The following is a 21,292-nucleotide window of genomic DNA, read 5'->3' as shown; positions in this document are numbered from 1 at the left end:
CATTACTTTATAAAAAGGGTTACGCTTTTTGGATAATTCGGTAAACCGTTGCTGTTAGGAAAAATGCCGCAGAAACAATGATGATGGATGCGCCTGATGGCACTGGTAGCTCAAGCTCCATCGGCAGTATGGTTCCTACTAAACACGCAATGGTTGCCAATAAAGAAGAAAGGAGAACGAAACTGCCCATGCGTTTAGTCAATAACCTAGCCGTTGCACCAGGAATCAGTAGCAATGCACCAACCAATACCGCACCAATAATCTTTACCGCGGCGATGGTGACCAAGGTGATCATCATGACAAATAAGTAATCATAAAAGCTGGTATTAAAGCCGCGTACACGTGCAATATCCGGGCTGATACAAGTTAGCAAAATGCGGTTAAACGTTGGAATAAGAAGCAGTAATATGATCAAACAACTGATCGCTAAAATAAGGATATCGTTGTCCGTCACAGTCAAGATCGAGCCAAACAACACGTTCTCCAACATGTGAATGTTGATCTTGCGAGCAACGTACATTAACAGCGCAGCACCAACCGCTAACGCTAGTGCAAGAAAAACCCCAACCAGTGTGTCGTAAGGTACATTCGTACGATTACGAACAAAGTGAAGCAACAGCGCAAAAATCATACAAAAGCTAAACAATCCGATGATCGGATTCTCTGGCGGCTCACCGAGCAACACACCAATCGCGATTCCGGTAAGCGCAGCGTGCCCAACCGCTTCAGAGAAAAAAGCCAGTCGCTTGGCGATGACTAATGTCCCAAGACCACCAAGTAATGGTCCTAATATCAGCGCTGCTACAATTGCGTTCACCATGAAAGCATAAGAAAAGCTATCGCTTAACCATCCAGCTTCAACGCCGCTAACCGCTAACTCTCGCAACCAATCCATTATGCCGCCTCCACTTTTGCCGTGTAGTGCTTGAATAATGTTTCTATACGATCAGGACTTAGCACATCTGAATGGTGCCCTGACGCCACAATTTGACGATTTACGACATGGACCTGCGCATCTAAACGGCGCACTGCGGTCACGTCATGATGTACTGCCAGCACCGTTTTGCCTTCTCCAACGATTTCATGAATCAAACCTTCAAGATATCGAACACCTTGCTCATCCATGCCAGTTGTAGGTTCGTCTAAAACCAATAAATTGGGCTCATCCAGTAAAGCTTGCGCAAACAAAACACGCTGTTGCTCACCGCCAGAGAGTTGCCCCATACGACGGTCGCTACGCGTTGCCATACCCACGCGATCCAGCTGGGCCAGGGCATGTTGAGTTTGTTTCGTTTTACGTCGCCAAAATAGAGGGATACGAGTTTGGTTAAGCAGTACAAAATCCATCACGGTTAACGGGAGGCTTGCTTCAAACATCGCTTTTTGTGGCACATACCCTATCTTCCCCGATGCAGCTGATGGTTCTGGCCAATTGAGCGCTATGTTTCCCGAAAATGGCGTGAGTCCAAGTACCGAACGAAGCAAAGAGGTTTTACCACCGCCGTTCGGTCCCATAATCACGTGACATTTCGCGTTCTCGAATTCGACGCTGATGTTCTGCAAAATGATATTGTCGGCGTATTTTAGGCCCACGTTACTTAAGGAAACGGAAGGTCCAGTCATTACGCCTTTTCCCCTGCTCGCTTACTCGCCACAAATTTCATGGCTTCGATTAGTGTTTCCACATTATCTCGCATCTCAACCTCGACTTTATCGGCCTCATACTCACCGTGAGTCATGTGAGAAAAGCGATAAAGCTGCACCCCAGTCGCCTCTTCGATGGTATCAACAAAGCGATTCGGCATATTGAGCTCATAAAACAGAACATCAATGCCCGATTCACGAATTTTCTCTATCGTTTCCTGTAGCTGACTTGCACTTGGTTCTACACCATGAGCAGGCTCAATGACAGCGGCAACGTCAACACCAAACTCCTGAAGGATATATCCGTAAGCATTGTGGGTTGTCGCCACCTTCATACCAGCCGTGTCCAACTCACCAAGAGACAACATTGCATCACGCTTCATCAGGCGAAATGTTTTCGCGTATTTACGAGCATTTTGGCGATAGAACGTAGCATTGTCTGGGTCCAATTGGCTTAGCTCACTCGCGATGGTGTAAACCTTTTGAATGGTTGTTGATAAACCGACAAAGGTGTGAGGGTTCACTGCTCCTTGACCAACAGACTGCCCCATAGCAGGCAATAAAGGCACTTCTTTGTTCGCTTCGATAACCACGAGATCATCACGCTGAGAAGCCTTGATCACTTTCAGTGCAAAATCGTCATGACCAATACCATTGATCACTATTACGTCCATTTCATTTAAGCGCTTAAGATCATTAGGTTGTGGCAAATAGTTGTGAGGATTAAAACCAGCATCAACCAAAGGAACGATGTCCGCCTTCTCACCAACAACGGCTTTAACATAGCTGTAATAAGGTTGAAGCGTAATACCAATACTGAGTTTATCGGCAGCAAAGCCAGTAGAAGACACCGTCAATAACGCGGTGGCTGTAAGAATACGACGTAAAAGAGAGCGTTTGATCATAGTACTTATCAATTATGTTGTCTTAATGGGCGTGAGAGTGGGAAGAAGAGTCTGACAGAATGATTTGTTTCCACCCGAAATCGTGGCGTTTAGCTAGATCGCTTAGTCCCTCCACATTTAACGAACGGCTAGAATCATTAAACCAAATATCAGCTTGAGAACTGCGGCTATCCAACAGCATGGAAGCAGAGCCTTGGGCACTGGTCTTCACGCCAATGTAGACACCGTCATCAATTCGTTGCCACTGATGAGAACCTTTACGCTTCCAGTTTTGGTCTTTCACGAACGGAGCAATCCAAAGCACCTCCATATCAGAGATCTCAGGCCAAGTTCCGGTATCTAACTGCAAATCACGAATCTCTTCATGAGCGAGCTTAAGCTCAGCGATCAACCCCAACTCATTTTGATGTAAATCCGTGATTAACACTTGATGAGACTGCATGTCTGGCTTTTCAGTCGCGACCTGATGGTAGGGCATAAGTATGGCTGCTGAACTGAGAATTGCTGCGATTGTCAGTGCGACCCACTTTCCTTCTCGGTTACCATCATCAGGGCGAACTTTCTGTACACTCATTTCTCTTTCAGCTCAACGATATCCACTTCCACCGGGCTTTCATGTCCGGCATCAAATACCAAATAGAAATCTGTTTCAGGGTGAGTAAATTCTGCGATGGAACGCTTATCTGTTTTTTCTTTGGCGATCAGATTGTCGTCGTAATCGTACATTTCGACATCGTAGTCGACCGCTGTCGATCCATCCGAGTAGCCCGCTTCACAAATCACTTTATCTTGCGCCAAGTGACAGCTCATCAGAGGAAAATGTGCAGCAGCGTGAAAGGACGCAAATCCAGAAAAAAGCAAAACCGCTTTTAGAAGAGAAGTGTTATTCATGATAATTCCAAAATGGCCCAGCAATTGCTGAGCCTAATTCGATTAGTTAAGTTGAGTTTCAAACGTAAGATGAACATTGGCACTCGCTTTATCCGCCAATGGATTATCTTTTAATTCACCTTTGTAGTTCGCTTTCATTAAGTAGCGCCCGGCGACTTCTGGCGTGAAGATCACTTTGCCATCTTTATCGCTCACCACATCGATTTGTTCTTGATGGTTTCGGTACATAGTACCTTCACGTGTAATCTCAGCAGTAACGCCCTCTTGTGGCTCTCCGTTAAAGAAAAACTGGAAAGTCACAGGCTCACCTTCAATGATGTCCGATGGATGCGTGATCGGTTTCATTTCCAGCATTTTGCCTTCAATCTCCAACGCTTTGTCCGTTGGCATACCAACCGTAATGTAGCTTTCTGCTCGGGTGTAACTTAGTTGAGTAACCACATCACGCGCTTGCTCAGGAAGCACGTCACCACGCTCAGCTTTGTTTGCTCGCGCCCATTTCACCGTATCACGACGACCCGCTTTGTATTGGGTGTAGTAGCTCGGCTGATTATTGATCGCGACTTTGTGCGTGCCTTCTTCCGTAAAAAAGAAATCAAACATAGAACGACGTTTGCCACGAACAACAAAGTTAGGACGCTCAGAACGGCCATCCGGCATCACCACGAACGCTTGGTCACTACCCGCTGGCTTGTCAAAAACAAACGTTCCGTGAGAAGCAGTAACATCAAATGTCAGCCAGTCACCGCCTTCTTTAGAAACCGTAAAGTGAGAGGGCAGAACCCAACGTGGATGTGCTTGCGCGGTGGTGGTTACAGCCAATCCCATTGCCATTACACTCGCCAATGCCACTGCTTTCATTTTGGTTTTCATTGTTGTGTCCTTTAATCACTTAACTTGATAATTGACGGTGATGACACCCGTCTCTTGTGTTGGTTTAAGCTCATAGCGCACGTCACTGTCCGCTAGCGTTATTTTTTGACGTAAGTAGTTTCGCCCACCGTGTTCACGAACGACTTCGACGTACAACGTGTAATTTCCTTGTTTCAAACGCTCCCCTGCGTCATTGGTTCCATCCCAGACAAAGCGGTATTGACCAGCAGGACGTGTTGCAGAAGTCACCGCATCAACAAGTTCACGATCATAACGACCCGCTTTTCTCCACCAGCTGCGTAGATCTTTTAACCATTCGTCTTTCCCTACCCATAACTGAATGGTTTTAACCGGTTTACGCTGATCGTTTTCAACCCAAACCGCCACATAAGGGCGTGCATACATTGAGGTATCTATCTTTGGAAGTTCGAGTTCGAAGTCGACCTTCGCGTTATCTGGTAGAGGCGCCGCGGAAAGAGAGAAAGGAGCAAAAGCCGCGATCAAAGCGGCTTTACAAAAGTGATTACGGCGGAAAAATCTTCCTGTGTTCAACATAAGTGTTCTCTAAAAAAGCTGTTATGGAACAGCAACAAAATAAATTACGAGCGACAGTAACGTACCAAAGCTCATCCATTGCATTGACGTTCTGAGCGTCTTCTTCTTAGGCAGTAACAAGCACACGCCTGTAAGAACAAAAAACACCATCAAAAGCGCAGTGACGTCGATAAACCACTTCCAAATCCCACCACTGTTGCGTCCTTTATGTAGATCGTTCAGCAGCGCAACAATACCGTAGTGCGTCGTTTCGACGTCTGCTGCACCAGTAGTCATATCAATAAAGACCGTAGCGTTATAACCCGGGCCTTTAAAATCCATAGAAAGCTCTCCGAGTAACAACTCACCTTGCTCAACTTCGGTATACACATCTAGTGCGGAGGGAGTACCGCGAAGCTCGGTTTCTTTAGTCAAGAAAGCCACCAGCCCTTCACGATTAGGTTGAAAGGTATCTGAATGTGAGAATAGAACTGAGTGCGGAACCGTCAGAGTATGTTGTTGAATGATAGGTTCACTGCGTTCAAACAATTCGGGGCGATTGAGGGTAATACCAGTTACTGCAAAAAACAGCGTAACTAAGAGAAGAGCCATCGAAATATAGATATGTAGGCGGCGAGCCCAAGTTTGAACACCTTTGCTTTTAAGCAACATAGAAACAATCATCACCAATAAATGTGGGTCATAATTTAGGTGATAATCATTCGTATTGGCATTTAATTTACATTGTTTACTTTTTTCAATTCAGCTTGGCTGGCGCATGTTGTAACTATTTGCGCCAATGTGAGTTACCGATTGCCTACCCTCTAGATAATAACCCTATCAATTTTAATGACTCAAAATTTAATGATATTTCCAATACTAAAAAGTGGGATAGACTCCACCAAAATGCGCCTTTATGTATATTTAATGAAAAGCTTAAAAGCTACCCATAAACTAGATAAAAAAGGTAAGCTAAGAAGTTAGTGTAGGGTTAGATAGAGAAGATTTTCTGATGCTAGCCAAACGTTATGGTGTAGTTCAGAAGGAAAAATATGAACAAGAATGTTGGAATAATTCTCTTATCACTTTTCTCAAGTGTCACTTTCGCAAGTGAAAAGTTTGAAGCCAGTTTGTTTAACAACGTAAGCCAATCTATCGATAATTATGGTGCTAGGATAAAGCTGTGCGAATCTATGGCAGACCAGAATACACCTGACAAACAAACCCTAGAGTATTCAAAGAAGCATATAGAAGCATTAACTCCTGTTCTGCCGTTTTTAAGCGAGAAAGCTTTTGAGGCTTGTGTATTAAAAGAGAAGCAAGAGCTAGCATATTATCTATTAATAGCAAAAAATAACGCTTCAAGAACCTCAACATTAAAGCTTGTAGAATCGACTGAAAGCCTAACTTTTCATATCGAACCTACATCGAGAGAAAAGTTTGAAACACTGAGCAAGGTACATCAAGAATATATAGAGAAAAGCCCTTTTTTCTCCCGACCATTTGATGCATTAGCTTTTTATGAAAAGCTCATACAATAAATAGCCTTTATGACTTTAGACAAAAAAATACCCGAGACTGAGCTCGGGTATTTAATAAAAATGTTCGCTATGAGTTCTGCGTCGATTCTACTTTGCGTAGCTGAGATAGATACTTAACCCAACTTTTTGCCTGATTCGATGGCTTAATCTCATTCGCTCTTTTGGCATTAGCGAGCGCATCGTCAAACCGCTTAAGTTTGTAGTAAGCGCGAGTTTTGATAAGTGCAACATCCGCTTTACGACCTCTGACCTTATCGAGCGCGGCAATGGCATCTTTATAATGGCCTTCTTGCACCAACAGTTGAGAATAGTTCCAGTAATACCGCCTATCTAGCTGAGCTGCAATACGCCAGCTATCAATAGACTCTTCCCACTCTTTTGCCATTTGCCAATACGTTGCTTGCTGAGCTTTTAGCTTACTATTCGAGTTTACATCCTCTAGCTCGCTCATCACCAACGCAGCTCTCTCAGGAATACCTCGTTTCGCGTACAATTGTGCCAGCAGCTTTAAGTCATCTTGGCTAAGTTGTAACCCTTTCAGTTTTGCCAACGCCAAAAAGTCTAGGGCACGTTTGTTGTCATCAACCCGTAGGTATAGAGCAACAAGCTGACGCCACCATTCAATTCGCTCAGGTTCAATCACGATTAAGCGTTTGATGGTCGAGATTGCCGGCTTCCACTTTTTCAGTTCTAGCTCAGCAGAAAGCTTTATCGACAATGCGCCAAGCTTGTCTGGCTGACCAAACTTCTCATAACGAGCCATTGCTGAAAGCACTTTTTGCCACTGACTCAGTTGATAATGAGATTGGGAAATACGTAGCCATAGCTCATGCGCTTTTTGACCTTTAGGAATGTTTTTGCTCAAGGCATAGTAATGAGGTAACGCCTTAGAAAAACGTTGCTCGTTCAGCAGTATATCAGCCAACATTTTTCGGGTTTGCCATGATTGCTCATCTTGTAGCAAACCACTATTGACTGCCAACTCAAGTTGCTTAATCGCCGCTTGAGTTTGCTCATTCTGCCAGTAAAAAATACCCAACATTCGAGCGACATAAACTTGGTCATATCCACGAGAAAGCTCCATAGCTTCAAGAGATGAAATCGCTTCTTTCAGTTTCTCTTCTTGAGCCAAGTTGTGTGCTCGTTGAACTCTCGCTGCGGTGTATTGGCTTAACTCACTGGCAATGGTTGAGAGTGCACTCAGGCTTAATACCGTACCGATTAAGAATTTTTTCATCATTTGGCTAACTTGAACTCCACTTTAGCGGTTTGTCCGAACTGCTCAATTGACACACCATCCTCAACTTTTGGCTGATACTTCCATTTTTTAAGCGCACGGATTGCTTCTCTTTCAAACATGCGCTCGGGCTCAGCCTCGATCACTTCAATATCTTTTGGTCGTCCAGTTGCATCGATCGTGAAACGCATAATGACATAACCTTCCACTCTACGTTTCAGCGCCTTACTTGGATAGCGAGGATCAACACGATACAACGGCAGTGCTTGCTGGTTGCCCATTGTTCCCTTCAAGTTTGGGGCGCTAATCGCGATGCCTTCAAGGGCTGTGTTTAAACCTAAAGCACTGACTGGCGTCATCTGACTCATTGGTTCCATTTGAGTGTCAGCTTGAGACAGATCCATTGGCTCCGGCGCTTGAGGTGGTTCTGGTTGCTCCGGCACTGAACGTTGACGACGCTGCACGTCTGCTTCATTCTCTACCATCACCATATCAAAACGAACGGCTTCTGAAGCTTCTGGTGCACGCTGGTTGCCTTTATCAACCATCCACGCCATAAAGCTAAACAAGCTCACAGAAATTAACAGTGATGCTGGTAGTGCAAGTAACAGCCTGCCCATTAAGGTTTCTCCGCCGCCAATGCAATGTTCTTCACACCCGCCGCCTTTGCAGCGTCCATCACTTTCACGACAGTGCCATTGTAAGCATGCTCGTCAGCTTGGATAACTAACGAGGCATCAGGCTGATCAAGTAACAGGTGCTCAATAGAGGCCTCAACACGCTCAATATCAACCACTCGTTTGTCGATGTACACATCATTCGCTGCCGTTACTGCGATAAAAATGCCCGCATCTTTTTGGCTTACTACATTAGAAGCCTGAGGGCGATTCACTTCTACACCGGATTCACGTACAAACGAACTGGTCACAATGAAGAAGATCAACATGATGAAGACGATATCAAGCATCGAGGTTAAATCGACTTGAGCTTCATCTTGTTGGTTAGGTCTGCGTCCGAGTCTCACTTTTGACTCCTTAAAGATTGTTCTAACTGGATAGCTTTTCGTTCACACACTTTGCTAAGGCGAGCATGAATAAACATGCCCGCAAGCGCTGCTACCATACCTGCCATGGTTGGCAGCGTAGCAAGTGAGATACCAGAAGCCATCAATTTCGGATTGCTGCTGCCTTGCGATGCCATTACGTCAAACACCGTAATCATGCCTGTCACCGTCCCTAACAACCCTAGCATTGGGCAAACCGCCACAAGTAGCTTAATAGTCGATAGGTTTTGGCGCAGTTCGATTTGCGCTTTTGCAATCCATCCTTCACGGATTTGATGCGCGTACCAAGAGTGGTGCTCTGATCTTGCTTGCCACTGCTCACAAAGCTGTTTTTTTACCCCAGGGAAAACCGTTGTGAGATAAATAACTCGCTCCATAACCAACAGCCAGCACACCGCCACGACAGCGGCCAGCCACCATAGGATTTGACCACCTTGCTGCATAAAGCTCATCAAGGTTGTGGCCCAATCCTCACTGATCAAACCCAATGTGCTGAGTAGGAGCTGCTCCATTACGCTGCGTTCTCCGCTAAGGTGTTAGAATGGCTTTTGTTACTCGGCATATCACGCTCAGCTTGTTCTGCAACTAAACCGATGCCTTGTTTTTCTAAGATACTGCGAATATTTTCTGCTTGAGAGCTCAATACGTTGTGCGCTAATAACAAAGGCATGGCTGAAACAAGGCCAAGTACGGTAGTCACAAGTGCCATCGAAATGCCACCCGCCATTACTTTCGGATCACCATTACCAAATTGAGTGATGACTTGGAAGGTTTCGATCATACCCGTTACCGTGCCTAGTAGGCCAAGCATAGGAGCTAGAGCAGCAAGAAGCTTAAGCATCGACAACCCTTTTTCTAGGTGGGTTTGCTCATCAACAACAGCTTCCAAAAGACGTAGTTCTAACGCTTCTACGCTGCGATGCTTGTCTTTCTGGTATACCGCAAGCACGCGACCCAAAGGGTTGTTTCCTGGCTGAGCTGGGGTTTTCAGCTGCTTCATGATTTTCTGGCGCGAAATCATCAGTGATGCACCACGTACGAGCGCAATCAATAGGCCGATAGCCAATAAACCAAGGATGATTTTACCGACAACGCCGCCTGCATTTAGGCGATCAGCCAAAGTCGGTGAGTTTGCGAGCTGCTCAAGAAGAATGCCGCGTGACGGATCAATGACAAGCGCATCAATGTCACCAGAGGAAATAGTATTCGCTGTTGGACCGCTTTCAGGCTGACGAAGATAGTTTACCGCATCTCCGCGTTGACCATTCCACTTAACGTAGCCAGTCTCATCCAGCAGCGCCATAGAACCAAGACGAACACCACTAACCGTTTGTTCACGACCTTCGCCATTTAGCAGTGTGAAAGAGACGTTTGCCATTTCACCGCTTGCTTTGATTTGTTCTTCCATGCTGCGCCACATCGCCTGAAGTTGGGTCAACGTTGGCAGTGATTTAGCCGCAACAATAGCATCGATATCTTTCTGATATGAGTTTGCATCGACACCGGTTACTGAGCTTTTTAGCTCAGACTCTAGCTCTTTTGCGTTCTGGCGAACGACGCCAAATAACTCACCTAGGCTCCCGGTTTCTAGACGCAACTTTTCTTCTAGCTGTGCCAGTTCTGCTTCATTTTCACCGAAGGTAACACTTAATGAGTCCGCTTCTGCTTGAAGAGCAGCCCGCTCTGCCACCAATTTATTCTTTATAGCCTGTAGCTCTTGCTCTGTTTGCTTAAAACCTGATTCACGCGCGACATTGTGCGATTGCTGTTGACGATTTTCTTGCTGCGCCTTTTGTAACAACGCATCACTAGCAAGAGTTGTATGAGGCATTAATGCGGCTGTCGAGATTAATGCAACCGATAACCATTTTTTCATCATTTATTTGCCCTCCGCAGCGGTTAACGACACTGGCAGAGTTAACATGCTCGGCGCGATCTGTTTATTCGCCATAGCGAACGCTTTGTCTAGCTCTGATTTTTGCTCAGAACCCACTTGTTGCCATGCTTGTTGTTGCTGTGACCAGCTCCAAAATGTGTCACCAGATAAGCTACGCGCTACCAAAGACAAGCGCCCTAAATAGAGAATGTCCGCCTCCACAGCTTCATTGTCACCCAGGTTAATCTTGCCTTGGTAAACGCCAAGCTTGGTGCCGTAATCCATTTCAATTTGGTACGCTTCTAAAATACGACGAAACTTCTCTGCATCCGCAACGTCTGCACGCGTCATCATGGAATCCAGCTTTGCAATTCGCTCCTCACGTTGCGCTTTGCGTATAGGCTTGTCGTTAGCGACGAGCACTTTTAAGCCCTCAAGCATGTGATACATCAAAGGCACGACACCTTGACGAGTTTGAGCAATCTGCTCAATTTGCTCGTTCAAGCTATCAACTTCTTGATTTTGACTTTCAACAAGGCTTGCAAGATGATCGCGATAAATCTTCAAGTTACCGACTTCCTCTTGCAGCTGCTCAATTTCAGCTTCTAGAGTAAGTGATTTTTCTGCGCTTGCATCAATACGTTTTTGGCTTACCGCCGACGACTGGTTTGTTTTACTCTGCACAGCTTGTGCATCGTTTAAGTTCGCCGCGTGAGCGGGAATCAAAACCGATGATATCAACAGAGCGATACTTGATTTCATTAGATTCATACGAGTTATATTTCTGTGTTCCAAAAACGACCAAAGGGGAAGACTACCCTTCCCCTTTAATAATCAAATTGTTATCAGTACTTGAACTGGATTGTTGCCATGTAGTTGCGGCTTTCTCCAACCACAACCCCACTCGCACCTTTTTGCTCGCCATTCGTGCTACCACCACCTGCGAAGTAGTCGGTATCGAATAAGTTTTCGACATTGAATCGAGCAATAATATCCAAGTTTTCATCGTACTTATGTTTGTATGACACACCCATATCAACGCGAGCGTAGCCATCTTTCTTGAAGGTGTTCTTTGCATCACCGTAGCGATCACCTTCATAAATCAAACCAAGGTTTAAGTTAGTGTTGTCTTGAACCTTGTAGCTAGACCATAGACTTGCCGAGAACTCTGGCACGTCTACAGGGCGGTTACCTTCATATCTTTCTGCCTTCTTAAGCTCTGCATCCAAATACATTGCAGAAGCGGTTAGCGACAACTCTGGGGTCACAAAACCTTGAGCCATTAACTCAGCGCCTTTGTGAACTTGCTCACCACCTTGCGTTTTCTTGTGTAGGAGATTGCCGCCCGCGTCTTTGCCGCTTTCAACATCCAGCGAAATGTTCTCTAACGTGATATCAAACACAGCACCAGATACAAATAAACGCTGATCAAACAGTTCCCACTTCGTACCGATTTCATAAGAGATACCACGCTCAGCGTCGAGTTTCTCACCTTCATTGATGTAGGTACGACTACCGTTGCTGACTTCACCTTGAGGCATGAAGCTTTCAGAATACTGAACGTAAACCGAGCCATTCGTCGATGGGTGGAAAATGACACCAAATTTTGGAGAAACCTGGTTTTCGGTCAGTTCATCATCACGCTTTTCGTCATAACGAACACCTGCAAGCACTTGCCAGTAATCATTAATCGTCATCATATTTTGCGCGTAGATACCCCAAGTATCGTACTCAGCAGTTGGTGATTTCTTCGAACTACGATAGCTAGGCTTAGGCACCGTTTCTCCTGGCGCAATACTCGCCTCATTATGAAATGCCATAAAGCGATCATAACTGTAATCTAAGTAGTTAGCGCCCACTAACAACGTGTTTTCCGTACCGAACAAAGTAAAGTCCGTCGTCACATCTATATATGCAGTATCAAATACCCAATTATCGGAGCGATCGTTGCCTCGATGCTTAATCGTATTTAACTCTTCATACTGATCAAACTTAGGGTAAGACTCTACATCAAAACGCTTAAAGTCTTGGCGGTTGTAACCTGCTTTTACGTTCACGTTATCCGTGACTTGCGCATTAATATCGACACCGTAGTTTTCTACTTCGTTATCAATTTCAGACCACTGCGCATCCCAAATGTACTTATCACCGCGAACCGCTTTGCCATCAACAATGTATGCGCCAGAGTCCACGCTACCATCGTCTTTCGTGCGATCGTAATGAGCCGATACCATAAAGTTGTCGGTGATATCGTACTCAACCACTAGGCCAGCTACCGTACGATCTGTTTTAGGCTCAGTGCCATCACCGTACCTGCGCCAAGAGCCGTAGCTTTCTTTGGCAAAAATTGCGCGCGCTCGCAGTGTCTCTGCATCATTTAGCGCGCCACTCACATCAAGCACAGTGCGTGAGTGATCATTCGAACCTAGATCTTGACTCAAACTTGCTTGTGTTTGAGTTGTTGGTTTTTTCGAAACCATGTTTACCAAACCACCCGGCTCAGATTTACCGTATAGCAGACCTGATGGACCTTTAAGCACTTCAACACGCTCTAAAAGCTCAATTGGCTGACGATAGTGTGACCAGTGTTGACGACCATCACGAAGAAAACCGTCTGAACTGCTAAGTTCAAAACCACGTAGAGAGAAACGTTCGCGGTTACGGCTTGTACCACCCGCGCTAACACTTGCATCGTTACGTAGCACTTCACCAAGTGTACTTGCACGCTGCTCATCAATTACCGTTTCATCGATAACCGCTACTTGTCCCGGCGTTTCCAGCTGCGTCATTTCCATGCGCATTGCTGTACTGTTTGTATCTGCCTTGTAGCCGAACTCTCGACCTTCTACAACTACATGTTCGTCTGTTTGAACTTCCGCCACTGCAGGTGTTGCTAACACTGCACCGATCACTAACGCCAAATGGCTCTTAGTAAACATATCCTTTCACTCCGATTATTATTTTTCGGGTCACATACTTGTTGAATGCGATTCCCTCTCAATTATTTCGCGGGTGAATATAAGTGATAAGTATTACCATTTGCATTAAATTTACATTCTTTGCATTTGCAAACTTTTGTAAAGTACTCTCTGATGATGCGCCATGATAATGTGATGTTAGTCACAAAAATTACGACTTAATCATACTTATTGCTTGAACACTAAAGTAACCCTCAAACCACCTTGCTCACGGTTTTTCGCCGTGACTGCTCCACCCATAATACGCATGGATTCTTTGACAATCGCAAGACCTAAACCGTAGCCACCAAGCTTTTTATCTCTAGAAGCATCTAAGCGTGTAAACGGATCAAAAATATCGACCAGCTTGTTCTCTGGAATACCAGGCCCATCATCAGATACTGACATGGTGGTGAACTGCTGCCCTTCTTTGACATAATTTTCCAGAGAAACTTCTATCTGAGATGCTTGTCCTGAATATTTAATGGCATTACCAATAAGATTGTTCAAACAACGAATGACCAGCGTTTCTTCACAAATGGCTTTAGCACATACAGCTTCTGAGCGGAAAGACAACGTCTGTTCTGACTTCAAATCTATTTTGCAACGCTCTACTTGCGGGGAGAGCAAAACTTCTAAATCACAGCGTTTCGTGGCTTTGTCGAAGCGCGCATTTTCCAAGCGACTGAACTCCAATATATCGCTGATCAAATGGTTTAGCTCTTTTGCTTCATCTTCTAACCTTGCCACTAGACTTTGCTCACTTTCTCCAACACGCTTTCGCAAAAGATGCAGAACCAAGTTCTGCCTCGCTAACGGTGTTCTCAATTCGTGAGAGACATCTCTTATAAGCAGTCGCTGCTTTTCAGCGAGAGAATGAATCTGTTGCGTCATGTGATCGAAATCTTGCGCTAACTCGTTAAACTCACGCGTGCTCGACTTCAGCTCTTTCACGACACTGACATTAAAATCGCCATTAGATAGCTTTTTGCTTGCTTCTCTCAATCGATCCAATGGTTGCTGTAAGTTACGTGCCATTAGCAGCGAAAAGAGCGCCAAAATAACCACTGCAATCACGACTTTGAGAATAGAGAAATACAGAATGAAGTCATTTGCAGGGTGCAGTCGATGTGGCAATTGAATCACTAAAGTATTGCCATGAACTAAAGGAATATTGATGATGGGGCGATTCACTTTCCCCTCAAGTTGATCATCAATGCTTCTCTTAAATTGAAGTTTGAACTCGAAGTGCGGATGCATCAGACGGTGCGTAACTGGTTGCTGATGTTCATTCAACACAAATAAATAAAAGTTTTGCGCATTTGCCCAGTCAGCAAGTTCGTCCATGTCTCCGTGCTCAATCAATACATTGGCTTGATGTGCAAGGTCTAGCATTTCTTCTCGCACACTATCGGGCACTTTCAACATGGCTTTCACCAGAGCTTGTTCCGCTAAGGATTGCACGACCAAAATGCTAATGACAATTGCGGTCATACAACTAAATAACTTGAACGCTAAGCTGTCTTTACGTTTTGCAATAAAAGGTGGACACCGGAGCTTCATTAACGGTTTACAGCCTCTAAATAACTGTAACCTTTGCCACGGAAGGTTTTGATATGTTGCTTGGAAAGCCCCGCTTCAACTAACTTGCGACGTATGTTACTGATGTGCATATCAAGGTTGCGATCAAAAGGACTCAGCTCTTTCTTTAACACTTCGGTTTGAAGCTCTGCTTTTGAAATCACGACTCCTTGGTTTTTTACCAAGTAGCTCAATAGTTCAGCTTCCGTACTTGTGAGGGGTAAGCTATTAAGCTGGTCACTGATCGTTTGAACGGTACTACACATCGTCTGACGCTGACGTTCTAAGCCAACACGACGAAGAATCGCTTTGATGCGCATTAGAAGCTCAGCGACATTAAAAGGCTTTCCGATATACTGATCGGCCCCCGCTTGGTAACCATCAAGCATCGAGTTTTCATCGTTGAGAGCGGTAAGCATTAGAATAGGTGTCGCGAAGCGCTGACAGATCCTACGAGCAACTTGCATGCCGTTAAGGTTTGGTAACATGACATCAAGCAATACAAGATCTACAGGCGTTTTTTCCATATATTGCAGCGCACTTTCACCGCAATGCACAGAAGAGACGATGTAGCCCTCCTCTTGCAAAACCGCTTCTAACAGCTCACACAAAGGAACGTCATCATCGACTATCAAAACTCGTGACATTACCACTCACCATTCAAATAAAAATGGTTCGCATTTTATTACTCATTTACCAATTAAACAACTAACACTCTAATGCTTTAAGTCCACAGGACTCAGTCCAAGAAGCAACAACGTGCCATTAGAGTTTAATGTTCACTTTTACTAAAGGTTCCTAACAATATGCACCTAGATATATCTTCATAGAAAAAACGAGTACAATCTGGCAACCGCAAAGCAAAAGATAAAGCGAATGGAAACGTTATTAATTGGTCACCGTGGCGTGGCAGGTTCATACCCTGAGAATACAAAAATAAGCATTCAGGCAGCCATTGACCTGGGGTTGAAGTGGGTGGAAGTGGATATACAGCCTACCAAAGATAATGTTTTAGTGGTTTGCCATGATCATACCGTCAATCGATGCAGCAATGGACAAGGGCGTGTTGATGAGCTCACCCTGGAAGAGTTAAAAGCATTAGATTTCGGTAGTTGGTTTAGCACAGACTTTTCAGGCGAGAAGATCGTGACACTAGATGAACTGCTCACTTTAGCTACTGAGAATAAGCTTAACTTGAATATCGAAGTTAAAGTAGACAACCATCCAGCGGAAGAAGTGGCGCAGACTCTCGCCAATGCGTTAACAAAAAGTCCAATGCCGCAAGAGAATGTACTCCTATCGAGCTTTAGTCATGACGTCATTAGAGCGATGCACAAATACTGCAGTGGCTACCGATTGGGTGTGTTAAGTGAATTCTTTACGAGAAAAGATAAACGCCTTTTGGAAGAAGTTAGTGCCTATAGCTGCAACCTAAACATTAACTGGGTTCGCACTCGCCAGATAAACAAACTCCAACAAGCCGGTTACAAAGTGATGTGCTATACGGTGAACAATCCAAATAAACTGAAATACCTGCCTCAGTTAGACGGTATTTTTAGTGATCATCCACAGCGCTTTATGCCATAGCCTATAAGAGCCAGAACATTAAAGGGGACCTTTTATTACCACTCAATCTGAATTGGTGTCCCCATCTCGACAAGCTGGATAAATTCGTCCATCTCCTCGTTGGTAATCGCAATACACCCATTAGTCCAATCAAAACTTTGGATGTAAATCGGCAACTGACTCTCACCGTTTTTTAAGCCATGAATTTTGATGTTCCCTCCAGGGGACACACCTCGGCGCTTCGCTTCCAACGTATCAATCGCATCAGGGTAACTGATATGCACAGAACGATAAAAAGCAGAGTCCTCTATAACATAATCTAGAGTGTATTCGCCCTCTGGTGTGCGATTGTCTCCCTCTTCTTGTTTATGTCCTTGAGGGTTCGCTCCTAAAGCAATTCGGTATTCTTTTAGCACTGCTCCTTGCTCCATCAAATACATTCGACGCTTAGACTTGTCGACTTTAACGAGGTCAACAGCTGCGTGAGTGCCAGAAGCAAACACACAACACAAGAACATAGAGCACCATTTTACTGACATTGTTGTAACGCCTAAGCTAATAAAGTGAACAAGAAAAGAGCGATAATGCTAGTCAGTTAATGCTCGTAAAGCAAACAGTATCTAATGCGGAACCATAAGATAGACTCGCTGAAAGGCGTACTTCTTATCGTTGTTTGATACAACAAAAGTCAAAGAGAAGATTTCTCTATTCATTGCGGCTAAGTTGCATTACTTTATAAGCATATTTATTTATAAAGTCCGCACTTTTTGAGAGGGAACCATGATTAACATTGCTTTTTTTAGTGCAAAATCCTACGACGAAGCCTCTTTTAATAAAATTAAAAATAACCGCGATTTTGAATTTCACTATCACGACTTCCGACTAACCGAAAAAACAGCCAAGATGGCGCACGGCAGTGATGTCGTATGTGCGTTTGTTAATGATGATCTTTCAGCTCCTGTCCTTAAACAGCTTTCTCTGGGCGGGACCAAGCTTATTGCTATGCGCTGCGCGGGATATGATAAAGTTGATCAACAAGCAGCCAAAGAACTAGGCTTACAAGTGGTTCGAGTTCCTGCTTACTCACCAGAAGCAGTGGCAGAGCACACGGTTGGTTTAATGATGTGCCTAAACCGCCGTCTTCACAAGGCCTACCAACGCACACGTGACGCCAACTTCTCGCTAGAGGGTCTTGTTGGCTTTAACTTTTACGGAAAAACTGTTGGTGTTATTGGTACGGGTAAGATTGGTATCGCGACGATGCGTATCTTCAAAGGGCTTGGTATGGAACTGCTTTGCTACGACCCCTACGAAAACCCATTAGCACTAGAAATGGGAGCCCGTTACTGTTCGCTTGAAGAAATCTACGCTAATGCGGATGTTATCTCTCTCCATTGTCCAATGAGTGAAGAAAACTATCACTTATTGAACGAAAAAGCCTTCGCGCAAATGAAAGATGGTGTAATGATCATTAACACCAGTCGAGGCGAGTTGCTAGATTCACTAGCGGCGATAGAAGCGTTGAAACAAGGTAAGATTGGTGCGCTTGGCCTAGACGTGTATGACAATGAAAAAGACTTATTCTTCCAAGATAAATCTAACGATGTCATTGTAGATGATGTTTTCCGCCGTTTATCGGCTTGTCATAACGTGCTGTTTACTGGCCACCAAGCATTCTTGACTCACGAAGCACTGAATAATATTGCCTCTGTGACGCTTGATAACGTCGAAGCCTTTTTCTCTGGTAACGTATCGGGCAATGAACTGATTAACTAAAGCCAGACAATCGAGAAGTATAGTAGAGCGTGTGATCTCAGCTATGCTATACTCCTCGACTATTTAAAATTTGAGCCAAATTACCATGAGCATAAAAACTGATATTCAAAAGCTGCACAACCGTTTAGATACATGCCAACGTAAACTTGATGCGGCACGTTCTCGTGGTGATCACGAAATGATTACAAAGTTCACGGATGAAGTAGAACAGCTTACCAAAAAGCTTAACCAGTTAAAGCACAAGCAAAACTATGAGCTGAACAAAGAACGTAAAAGCTTACTTGATATGCCTTTCTCTCGTGAAATCACCAAAGCAGAACAAGCGGACATCGGCAAACTGAAAAAACGCGTACGCGGCTTAGTAATCGTTCACCCATTAACAAAAGTTGGTAAAGAACTTCGCCTTGATGTGATGACAGGCTTTGCGCCAAAAGAGTTTTAAAACTCGCATTAACATTTATTGAGCCCAAGCATTTGCTTGGGCTTTTTATTTTGTACTGCTTCATTAGATTTCATCGAAATATCAATCCATAAGCTATTAAAAAGGCCAGCGACAAAAGCCACTGACCTATTTCGACCAATATCGTCCGCATTACATCTCAACGTTACGACAGTTGCTGCAACTTGTGCTCCACAACGGGATCATTCGGAACCAACTGCTGAGCGACTTCCAAAAGCTGTACTGCATCTTGCGGGTTGTCATACTCATGCTTAAGTGCAATATCAACAAGTGGCTGAATATCGATTTGCGCTTGATGCTCTTTCACATGTTCTTTCTTTTCTTCAATTAGTACATTATGAGCGGTACTCAGTAAGTTTAAACGATGCTGTGAACTCGCATTCGCCTTGTTAAGGCACTTATAGTAATCTTCTTTTAAGCGCAGCGTTTTGGTCTGATGACGAAACTGCGCTATATCTATCTTCTGATAACGTATAAAGTCTACGGCCACTTGCTTATAAAAACCGAATTTATTCAAATACGTCGCGTGGGTACCATGTCCCATCCCAAAGACTCTCAAGTGAGTGAGCTCTGGGTAGCGTTTGGCGTGAAGGCGGTCGATTTCATTAGTTGGATCATAAATGATATAGCCTTTTGCATCGCCAAGGTCGAGGTCGTGATACTTTCCTTCCCAATCAAATTGTTGGGCAAGTTCAGTACTTGACCTATCATCCCATGGCACCAGCACTTTGTTTTTTGTGCTGACCGGGTGAAACATCAATACTTGATCCAACTTTAATAGATTAGAAAAGGCACCAATAGCAAAACCACCGCGGCTAAGCCCATAACCTAAACGACATTCAAAAGGCTCAAGTAAAGTTGATAGCTGCTCTAGAAAGAAAATCAAATTACGGCTGCGAAACCAGTTACTTTTCCCAAGATGCTGAAATGAAATAATATTTACTTTTTGTTTCTGGGCTAAGCGATAACCCCAAGGCGCAAAGTCTGAGTGTAAGTCCTGTACTTGTAGATTCGTACCAGCAGGGGAAAAGGTGAACAACAACGGTTTATTGCGGTCGACAAACTCATACTTAACAAATACATCATCAAGTAAGTCCTCCCCGGACATCGGTAGCCTGGTTTGCTGTTCTTCACGAGAAAGAACCAGCCATTCATCCAACCAGTACAGTAACTTCATTAATCCTCCATCTAAATTGCGCCTAGCAATTGTGTTAAAAATCTAGTTTTTAGTGTGTGATCATCTCCCCCTGGTTACAGGGGACTCTGATATCAGTCCTCTTTTAAAACAAAGCGTGAATTTGCTTATTAAATTGGTCAATATCTAAGGTTTGATGGCGAACAAACTCCTGCGCCACCAGATTAAAAAATTCTAATTTATCTAATTGTGCGAATTGAGTGCCGTGTCCCATACCGACAACTTTTAAATGGGTAAGCTCGGGATAACGTTCAGCATGAAGACGATCAATGCGATTGGATGGGTCATAAATAATATAACCTTTGGCATTGCCCAAATCTCTATCATGATAGCCGCTTTCCCAAGCAAACTGCTGAGCAAGCTCAGTACTCGGCCGATCATCCCAAGGCACTAACGCTTTATTTTTTGTGCTAACAGGATAAAACAACAAAAGATGTTCTAGTTTCAGCAAGTTAGCGAACGCGCCAATTGCAAAGCCACCTCGACTTTGCCCATAACCCAAACGACATTTGAAGGGATGAAGCAACTCAGATAGCTGCTCCAGAAAGAAAATCAAATTCCGACTACGGAACCAATTACTTTGTCCTAAATGTTGAAAGGCAATAATGTTTACTTTTTGTTGTATTCCGAGCTCGTAGCCCCAAGGAGAAAAATCCGGAGTTAAGTCTTGTACCTGCACATCAGTACCAGAAGGAGAAAATGTGAATAACAATGGCTTGTTAAGATCGACGAGTTCATACTTCACAAATACATCATCAAGTAAATCGTAGCCAGAGATAGGTAAAGCCATCTCTTGTTCTTGCTGAGTAAGAGCTTGCCATTCATCTAACCAGTAAAGTAGCTTCATTTTTTCTCCAAGTGCATCCGCAGTATTTAGACTGGAACTCTATCAAAATGCGTTTAAGCATCCCACGTTGAGACTTAAAAAAGCTCTATTTGAAGCCCAAATGGCGTATGGAAATGTCTTCGATTGAAGGTATTACTGCGTAAACTAAACCCAAAGTAGGTACGCAAAAACTTGAAGAAAGAGCTAGAGAAAAACCAATTAGAAGTTTCGATAACAGCGGTTAAAAAACAGCAGATACAAAAAAACCGCTGTAAGAACAGCGGTTTTTTTAAAAGTGGCGGAGAGATAGGGATTTGAACCCTAGATACGCTATTAACGTATGCCGGTTTTCAAGACCGGTGCTTTC

General features: G+C 44.2%; 24 protein-coding genes. 4 read left to right on the top strand and 20 right to left on the bottom strand.

All coding sequences use genetic code 11. From position 1 onward, the window contains the following. Window positions 1-19 precede the first annotated feature (19 nt). From R7Q48_RS00120 to R7Q48_RS00085, 8 genes are read right to left on the bottom strand one after another with little or no spacing between them, the layout of a single operon-like run. On the bottom strand, window positions 20-895 hold the full coding sequence (locus tag R7Q48_RS00120; protein ID WP_005393560.1) for a metal ABC transporter permease: 876 nt from the start codon (window positions 893-895) through the stop codon (window positions 20-22). Continuing rightward, entirely contained in the window at window positions 895-1,623 is a 729-nt protein-coding gene (locus R7Q48_RS00115) for a metal ABC transporter ATP-binding protein (RefSeq protein WP_318132087.1), read from the bottom strand. Before R7Q48_RS00115 ends, R7Q48_RS00120 begins: the two co-directional genes overlap by 1 nt. Next, on the bottom strand, window positions 1,623-2,549 hold the full coding sequence (locus R7Q48_RS00110) for a metal ABC transporter solute-binding protein, Zn/Mn family (protein ID WP_005374249.1): 927 nt from the start codon (window positions 2,547-2,549) through the stop codon (window positions 1,623-1,625). Before R7Q48_RS00110 ends, R7Q48_RS00115 begins: the two co-directional genes overlap by 1 nt. Before the next feature lie 22 nt (window positions 2,550-2,571). Next, window positions 2,572-3,123, bottom strand: a complete 552-nt coding sequence (locus R7Q48_RS00105; RefSeq protein WP_033906233.1) for a DUF6162 family protein — start codon at window positions 3,121-3,123, stop codon at window positions 2,572-2,574. After that, window positions 3,120-3,440 (bottom strand): hypothetical protein, encoded by a 321-nt coding sequence (locus R7Q48_RS00100; protein ID WP_005374251.1) that lies wholly within the window; start codon window positions 3,438-3,440, stop codon window positions 3,120-3,122. The genes R7Q48_RS00105 and R7Q48_RS00100 overlap by 4 nt, the downstream gene beginning before the upstream one ends. Window positions 3,441-3,482: 42 nt before the next feature. After that, on the bottom strand, window positions 3,483-4,313 hold the full coding sequence (locus R7Q48_RS00095; protein WP_005374252.1) for a DUF4198 domain-containing protein: 831 nt from the start codon (window positions 4,311-4,313) through the stop codon (window positions 3,483-3,485). Between the two features lie 15 nt (window positions 4,314-4,328). Next, window positions 4,329-4,868 carry a DUF2271 domain-containing protein gene (locus tag R7Q48_RS00090; RefSeq protein WP_213969640.1) on the bottom strand — a complete coding sequence of 180 codons (540 nt, stop codon included), beginning with the start codon at window positions 4,866-4,868 and terminating at the stop codon, window positions 4,329-4,331. Window positions 4,869-4,889: 21 nt separating this feature from the next. Further along, entirely contained in the window at window positions 4,890-5,519 is a 630-nt protein-coding gene (locus tag R7Q48_RS00085) for a PepSY-associated TM helix domain-containing protein (protein ID WP_005374254.1), read from the bottom strand. 380 nt (window positions 5,520-5,899) lie between these two features. Between R7Q48_RS00085 and R7Q48_RS00080 the strand changes: the two genes are divergently transcribed. Further along, window positions 5,900-6,388 carry a hypothetical protein gene (locus R7Q48_RS00080; protein ID WP_256903384.1) on the top strand — a complete coding sequence of 163 codons (489 nt, stop codon included), beginning with the start codon at window positions 5,900-5,902 and terminating at the stop codon, window positions 6,386-6,388. 67 nt (window positions 6,389-6,455) lie between these two features. On the opposite strand, the gene R7Q48_RS00075 is transcribed toward R7Q48_RS00080, so the two are convergent. The 9 genes from R7Q48_RS00075 to R7Q48_RS00035 form a co-directional block, all read right to left on the bottom strand. Beyond that, entirely contained in the window at window positions 6,456-7,628 is a 1,173-nt protein-coding gene (locus tag R7Q48_RS00075; protein WP_318132086.1) for a hypothetical protein, read from the bottom strand. Then, complete coding sequence (locus R7Q48_RS00070; RefSeq protein WP_005374256.1) at window positions 7,625-8,245, bottom strand: energy transducer TonB; 621 nt, start codon at window positions 8,243-8,245, stop codon at window positions 7,625-7,627. The genes R7Q48_RS00075 and R7Q48_RS00070 overlap by 4 nt, the downstream gene beginning before the upstream one ends. After that, on the bottom strand, window positions 8,245-8,649 hold the full coding sequence (locus R7Q48_RS00065; RefSeq protein ID WP_005374257.1) for an ExbD/TolR family protein: 405 nt from the start codon (window positions 8,647-8,649) through the stop codon (window positions 8,245-8,247). The genes R7Q48_RS00070 and R7Q48_RS00065 overlap by 1 nt, the downstream gene beginning before the upstream one ends. Further along, on the bottom strand, window positions 8,646-9,200 hold the full coding sequence (locus R7Q48_RS00060) for a MotA/TolQ/ExbB proton channel family protein (RefSeq protein ID WP_256903386.1): 555 nt from the start codon (window positions 9,198-9,200) through the stop codon (window positions 8,646-8,648). Before R7Q48_RS00060 ends, R7Q48_RS00065 begins: the two co-directional genes overlap by 4 nt. Then, a complete protein-coding gene (locus R7Q48_RS00055; protein ID WP_256903387.1) occupies window positions 9,200-10,567 on the bottom strand; it encodes a MotA/TolQ/ExbB proton channel family protein in 1,368 nt (455 codons plus the stop codon). The genes R7Q48_RS00060 and R7Q48_RS00055 overlap by 1 nt, the downstream gene beginning before the upstream one ends. Further along, entirely contained in the window at window positions 10,568-11,335 is a 768-nt protein-coding gene (locus R7Q48_RS00050; protein WP_005374260.1) for a DUF3450 domain-containing protein, read from the bottom strand. A 74-nt stretch (window positions 11,336-11,409) separates the two neighbouring features. Next, window positions 11,410-13,503, bottom strand: coding sequence for a TonB-dependent siderophore receptor (locus R7Q48_RS00045; RefSeq protein WP_213871503.1), 2,094 nt, complete (start codon window positions 13,501-13,503; stop codon window positions 11,410-11,412). Window positions 13,504-13,710: 207 nt separating this feature from the next. Beyond that, on the bottom strand, window positions 13,711-15,084 hold the full coding sequence (locus R7Q48_RS00040) for a sensor histidine kinase (protein ID WP_130546503.1): 1,374 nt from the start codon (window positions 15,082-15,084) through the stop codon (window positions 13,711-13,713). Next, a complete protein-coding gene (locus R7Q48_RS00035) occupies window positions 15,084-15,749 on the bottom strand; it encodes a response regulator transcription factor (RefSeq protein WP_005386018.1) in 666 nt (221 codons plus the stop codon). Before R7Q48_RS00035 ends, R7Q48_RS00040 begins: the two co-directional genes overlap by 1 nt. Before the next feature lie 229 nt (window positions 15,750-15,978). Between R7Q48_RS00035 and R7Q48_RS00030 the strand changes: the two genes are divergently transcribed. Then, window positions 15,979-16,689 (top strand): glycerophosphodiester phosphodiesterase family protein, encoded by a 711-nt coding sequence (locus tag R7Q48_RS00030; RefSeq protein ID WP_005374268.1) that lies wholly within the window; start codon window positions 15,979-15,981, stop codon window positions 16,687-16,689. A 35-nt stretch (window positions 16,690-16,724) separates the two neighbouring features. Here R7Q48_RS00030 and R7Q48_RS00025 read toward each other — a convergent pair whose 3' ends face one another. After that, window positions 16,725-17,207 (bottom strand): L,D-transpeptidase family protein, encoded by a 483-nt coding sequence (locus R7Q48_RS00025; RefSeq protein ID WP_017819702.1) that lies wholly within the window; start codon window positions 17,205-17,207, stop codon window positions 16,725-16,727. Window positions 17,208-17,448: 241 nt separating this feature from the next. Here R7Q48_RS00025 and R7Q48_RS00020 point away from each other — a divergent pair, with 241 nt between their 5' ends. Both R7Q48_RS00020 and R7Q48_RS00015 read left to right on the top strand, forming a co-directional pair. Then, entirely contained in the window at window positions 17,449-18,444 is a 996-nt protein-coding gene (locus R7Q48_RS00020) for a 2-hydroxyacid dehydrogenase (protein WP_017635547.1), read from the top strand. A gap of 85 nt (window positions 18,445-18,529) precedes the next feature. Continuing rightward, window positions 18,530-18,886, top strand: a complete 357-nt coding sequence (locus R7Q48_RS00015; RefSeq protein WP_005374274.1) for a YibL family ribosome-associated protein — start codon at window positions 18,530-18,532, stop codon at window positions 18,884-18,886. A 163-nt stretch (window positions 18,887-19,049) separates the two neighbouring features. On the opposite strand, the gene R7Q48_RS00010 is transcribed toward R7Q48_RS00015, so the two are convergent. Next, on the bottom strand, window positions 19,050-20,081 hold the full coding sequence (locus tag R7Q48_RS00010) for a cytosolic protein (RefSeq protein ID WP_104976326.1): 1,032 nt from the start codon (window positions 20,079-20,081) through the stop codon (window positions 19,050-19,052). Window positions 20,082-20,184: 103 nt separating this feature from the next. After that, window positions 20,185-20,946, bottom strand: coding sequence for a cytosolic protein (locus R7Q48_RS00005; RefSeq protein ID WP_256903389.1), 762 nt, complete (start codon window positions 20,944-20,946; stop codon window positions 20,185-20,187). Between the last annotated feature and the right edge of the window lie 346 nt (window positions 20,947-21,292).

It is taken from the genome of Vibrio sp. 378 (genome assembly GCF_033339435.1).
This window is presented reverse-complemented; position numbering and strand designations above follow the sequence as displayed.